Origin of the sequence: Candidatus Propionivibrio aalborgensis (genome assembly GCF_900089945.1) — a bacterium.
Lineage (GTDB): Bacteria > Pseudomonadota > Gammaproteobacteria > Burkholderiales > Rhodocyclaceae > Propionivibrio > Propionivibrio aalborgensis.
In genome coordinates this window covers 1-4480 of the sequence record NZ_FLQY01000049.1, presented here as the reverse complement: position 1 = coordinate 4480, position 4480 = coordinate 1, and the positions used below count along the sequence as shown (strand labels likewise).

Annotated in this window: 5 protein-coding genes; 1 reads left to right on the top strand and 4 read right to left on the bottom strand. The window is 58.1% G+C overall.

The features are described 5' to 3' along the window. On the top strand, positions 1-1992 hold a 1992-nt coding region (locus PROAA_RS03695), incomplete at its 5' end, for an AAA family ATPase (protein WP_186410042.1). 19 nt (positions 1993-2011) lie between these two features. On the opposite strand, the gene PROAA_RS03690 is transcribed toward PROAA_RS03695, so the two are convergent. From PROAA_RS03690 to hscA, 4 genes are all read right to left on the bottom strand, one after another. After that, positions 2012-2401 carry a DUF2237 family protein gene (locus tag PROAA_RS03690; RefSeq protein WP_186410041.1) on the bottom strand — a complete coding sequence of 130 codons (390 nt, stop codon included), beginning with the start codon at positions 2399-2401 and terminating at the stop codon, positions 2012-2014. Further along, positions 2398-2592 (bottom strand): Fe-S cluster assembly protein IscX, encoded by a 195-nt coding sequence (iscX, locus tag PROAA_RS03685; RefSeq protein ID WP_186410040.1) that lies wholly within the window; start codon positions 2590-2592, stop codon positions 2398-2400. The genes PROAA_RS03690 and iscX overlap by 4 nt, the downstream gene beginning before the upstream one ends. Positions 2593-2603: 11 nt before the next feature. Further along, a complete protein-coding gene (fdx, locus tag PROAA_RS03680; protein ID WP_186410039.1) occupies positions 2604-2945 on the bottom strand; it encodes an ISC system 2Fe-2S type ferredoxin in 342 nt (113 codons plus the stop codon). Then, positions 2942-4480, bottom strand: a 1539-nt coding sequence (hscA, locus tag PROAA_RS03675; RefSeq protein WP_186410038.1) for a Fe-S protein assembly chaperone HscA, incomplete at its 5' end; no start/stop codon positions are given. The genes hscA and fdx, both read right to left, overlap by 4 nt.

Genomic DNA, 4480 nt, shown 5'->3' with positions numbered 1-4480 from the left:
CGCACCAAGAACAACCCGGTGCTGATCGGCGAACCGGGCGTCGGCAAGACGGCGATCGTCGAAGGCCTGGCTCAGCGCATCGTCAATGACGAAGTGCCGGAAACGCTCAAGGGCAAGCGGGTGCTCAGTCTGGACATGGCTGCCTTGCTGGCCGGCGCGAAATATCGCGGCGAGTTCGAGGAGCGGCTGAAAGCCGTGCTCAAGGAGATCGCACTCGACGAGGGCCGCATCATTGTCTTCATTGACGAATTGCACACCATGGTCGGCGCCGGCAAGGCCGAAGGCGCCATTGATGCCGGCAACATGCTCAAGCCGGCACTGGCGCGTGGCGAGCTGCATTGCGTCGGCGCGACCACGCTCGACGAATACCGCAAATACGTGGAAAAAGACGCGGCACTGGAGCGGCGTTTCCAGAAGGTGCTCGTCGATGAACCGTCGGTCGAAAGCACGATCGCAATTTTGCGCGGCCTGCAGGACAGGTACGAACTGCACCACGGCGTCGCGATTACCGACCCGGCCATCGTTGCCGCGGCCGAATTGAGCCATCGCTACATCACCGACCGCTTTTTGCCGGACAAGGCCATCGACCTGATCGACGAGGCCGCGGCGCGGATCAGGATGGAAATCGACTCGCGTCCCGAAGTGATGGACAAACTTGACCGCCGCATGATCCAGCTCAAGATCGAGCGCGAGGCCGTGCGCAAGGAAAAGGACGAAGCATCACTGAAGCGCATGCGCCTGATCGAGGATGAATTGCTCAAGCTGGAGCGCGAATACAACGATCTTGAAGAAATCTGGAAAGCCGAGAAGGCGCAGGTTCAAGGCAGTGCGTACATCAAGGAGGAGATCGAAAAGCTCAAGGTAGAAATCACCCGTCTGCAACGCGAAGGCAAGCTGGACAAGGTGGCCGAGCTGCAATACGGCAAGCTGCCGCAGCTTGAGGCGCAACTGAAAGCGGCGGAAGTATCGGGTGATGGCGCACAAAAAAACAAGCTATTGCGCACCCAGGTCGGCATCGAGGAAATTGCCGAAGTGGTTTCGCGCGCCACCGGCATCCCGGTTTCCAAGATGATGCAGGGCGAACGCGAAAAACTGCTGCTCATGGAGGATCGTTTGCATCAGCGCGTCGTCGGTCAGGATGAAGCGGTGCGTCTGGTGTCCGACGCCATTCGTCGCTCGCGGGCCGGACTGGCCGATCCGAACCGGCCTTACGGTTCGTTCCTCTTCCTCGGCCCGACCGGGGTCGGCAAGACCGAGTTGTGCAAGGCGCTGGCCGGCTTCCTGTTCGATTCGGAAGATCACATGATCCGCGTCGACATGAGCGAGTTCATGGAAAAACACTCGGTGTCGCGCCTGATCGGTGCGCCTCCGGGCTACGTCGGCTATGAGGAAGGCGGCTATCTGACTGAAGCCATAAGGCGCAAGCCCTACAGCGTGATCCTGCTTGACGAAATCGAGAAAGCACATCCGGATGTCTTCAACGTGCTGCTGCAAGTGCTGGATGATGGCCGCATGACCGATGGACAGGGGCGAACCGTTGATTTCAAGAACACGGTAATCGTCATGACCTCGAATCTTGGCAGCCAGATGATTCAGCAGATGTCCGGCGACGATTATCAGGTGATAAAACTGGCGGTGATGGGTGAAGTGAAGAGCTATTTCCGGCCGGAGTTCATCAACCGCATCGACGAAGTTGTCGTTTTCCATGCGCTCGACGAAAAACACATCAAGTCGATCGCCAGAATTCAGCTTGGATATCTCGAAAAGAGACTGGCACAACTCGAAATGAGGGTCGAGATCGACGACAGCGCAATCTCCGAAGTGGCCGCAGCCGGATTCGACCCGGTGTTCGGTGCGCGCCCCTTGAAGCGCGCGATTCAGTCGCAGCTTGAAAACCCCCTGGCCAAGGCGATTCTCGAAGGCAGTTTCGGTGCAGGCGATACGATCCGCGTGAGCTGCCAGAGCGGCGTCATGCGCTTCAGCAAAGCATGATCAGGAAGACCGCGGTTGATCAATTGAGATCAATCGCGAATCGCTTGAGATCGTCGAGGCTGACGATCTCCAGAGCCATTTCATTGCAGGCATTGAGCACGACTTGCGGTGCCATTCCGGCCTGAAAGGCTTCACGCCAGCGCGCGGCACAGAGACACCAGCGGTCACCGGGATTGAGACCGGGAAAGTCGAATTCGGGGCGAGGCGTTGAGAGATCGTTGCCGCGCACCTTTGAGAACTGCAGAAACTGGGCGGTCAGCACCACGCAAATGGTATGGCTGCCAAGATCTTCTTCGCTCGTATTGCAACAGCCATCGCGGAAAAACCCGGTCAGCGGTTTGTCGCTGCAACGACCGAGCGGCCCGCCAAGCACATTACGCTGGATGCCACCGAATTCCTCGGGCTTCATTGCATCTCCTCGATCCAGGCCTGCTGGATCGCCTCCAGAATCTTCTCGCCGCAGTGTTTTGCATTGTCATCAAAACCGGGCAAGGCGACGACCCAGTTCATCAGGTCGACAAAGTTGATTCTCAGTGGATCGACGTCGGGATGGGCTTCAGCTAGCTCGATGGCAAGATCGTTGATATCGGTCCATTTCATTGCTGCATCTCCTATCGCTTGCCTTCCTTGGTCATGTTGATCGAGTAGCGCGGGATCTCGATGGTCAAGGGTGCCTCATTGACAATCGTCTGACACGATAGACGGGAGTTCGGTTCCAGTCCCCAGGCTTTGTCGAGCAGATCGTCCTCCAGCTCCTCGGACGGTTCAAGAGAGTCGAAGCCCTCGCGAACGATAACGTGGCAGGTCGTGCAGGCGCAGGACATTTCACAGGCGTGTTCGATGGCAATACCGTTTTCGAGCAAGTTCTGGCAGACGGATTCCCCTGCCCTGGCCTCGATCACCGCACCCTCCGGGCAAAGCTCGATATGCGGCAGAACGATGATCTGCGTCACACCGTTTCTCCCTGGATCTTTGAAGAATTTGCGCCTGCGTCAAGTTCATTGATGCTCTTGCCGGAAAATGCGCGGCGAATCGACTTATCCATGCGTCGCGCGGCAAAATCCTTGGTATCCGCCTCAAGATCGTCCATGGCCAAGGTGATGTGCCGGCGATTGTCACCAAGCGCCGTCGTCTGTAACTTGGCGATGGAGGCTTCAATCTTTTCCAGTTGATCTTTCGACAACAAATCACTGTCGCTCTTCAGTGCCGACTGAACGGCTTCGATCAAACGCTGTGCTTCGACCTGCGCTTCCTTCAAGGCCCGCCTGAGCGCATCATCCTTGCCATGCGTCATTGAATCCTTGAGCATGCCCGCAATTTCGTCATCGGAGAGCCCATACGAGGGCTTGACGGTAATGCCGGCTTCGACATCGGAGGTCAGTTCACGTGCCGAAACGGAAAGCAAACCATCCGCATCGACCTGGAAGGTCACGCGAATTCGTGGCGCACCCGCCACCATCGGCGGTATGCCGCGCAGCTCAAAGCGCGCCAGCGAACGGCAATCACTGACCAGTTCGCGTTCGCCTTGCACAACATGCACCGCCAATGCCGTCTGGCCATCGCGATAGGTGGTGAATTCCTGAGTTCGCGCTACCGGAATCGTCGAGTTGCGCGGGATGATTTTTTCAACCAGACCGCCCATGGTTTCCAGCCCGAGCGAGAGCGGAATAACGTCGAGCAACAGCCAGTCGTCACCGGCAGCCCGGTTGCCAGCCAGCAGATTGGCCTGCATCGCCGCGCCCAAGGCGACAACCTTGTCCGGATCAAGATTGTTCAAGGGCTCCTGCTTGAAAAATTCGCCGACAGCACGCTGTACCTGCGGCATGCGCGTAGCGCCGCCAACCATGACCACACCCTTGACTTCCGAACCTGACAACCCGGCATCGCGCAATGCTCTCTTGACCGGTTGAATGGTCTTGGCAACCAGCGTTTGCGTTATTTCGGTGAAAATTCCGGTCGTCAGTCTCAGATCGACCACTTCACCGCTGTTCAGCCGTGCCGTGATCGGCGCAACGCCGTGCAGGGTAAGGTACTCCTTGGCTTCACGGGCACAGGTCAGAAGTTGGCGGGCATCCTCGATCGATAACGGCTTTAGTTTGGCGGCCTCGAGAATCCAGCAGAAAATGCGCTGATCGAAGTCATCACCCCCCAGCGCCGAATCGCCACCCGTGGCCATGACCTCGAACACGCCCTTGGACAGATTGAGGATCGAGATGTCGAACGTGCCGCCACCCAGGTCGTAAACGGCATAGACTCCCTCGGCCGCGTTATCCAGACCATAGGCAATGGCGGCTGCGGTCGGTTCATTCAGCAGACGCAGAACCGAAAGCCCGGCCAGCTTTGCCGCGTCCTTGGTCGCCTGACGCTGTGAGTCATCGAAGTAGGCAGGAACGGTAATCACCGCTCCGACCAGAGGGCCACCCACCGACGCTTCCGCGCGCAGACGGAGAACGCGAAGAATGTCGGCTGAAATCTCAACCGGGCTTTT

What these genes read in the sequence shown, in the direction of transcription:
- PROAA_RS03690 (WP_186410041.1), bottom strand. Translation starts at nt 2,401, where the DNA reads ATGAAGCCCGAGGAATTCGGTGGCATCCAGCGTAATGTGCTTGGCGGG.
- iscX (WP_186410040.1), bottom strand. Translation starts at nt 2,592, where the DNA reads ATGAAATGGACCGATATCAACGATCTTGCCATCGAGCTAGCTGAAGCC.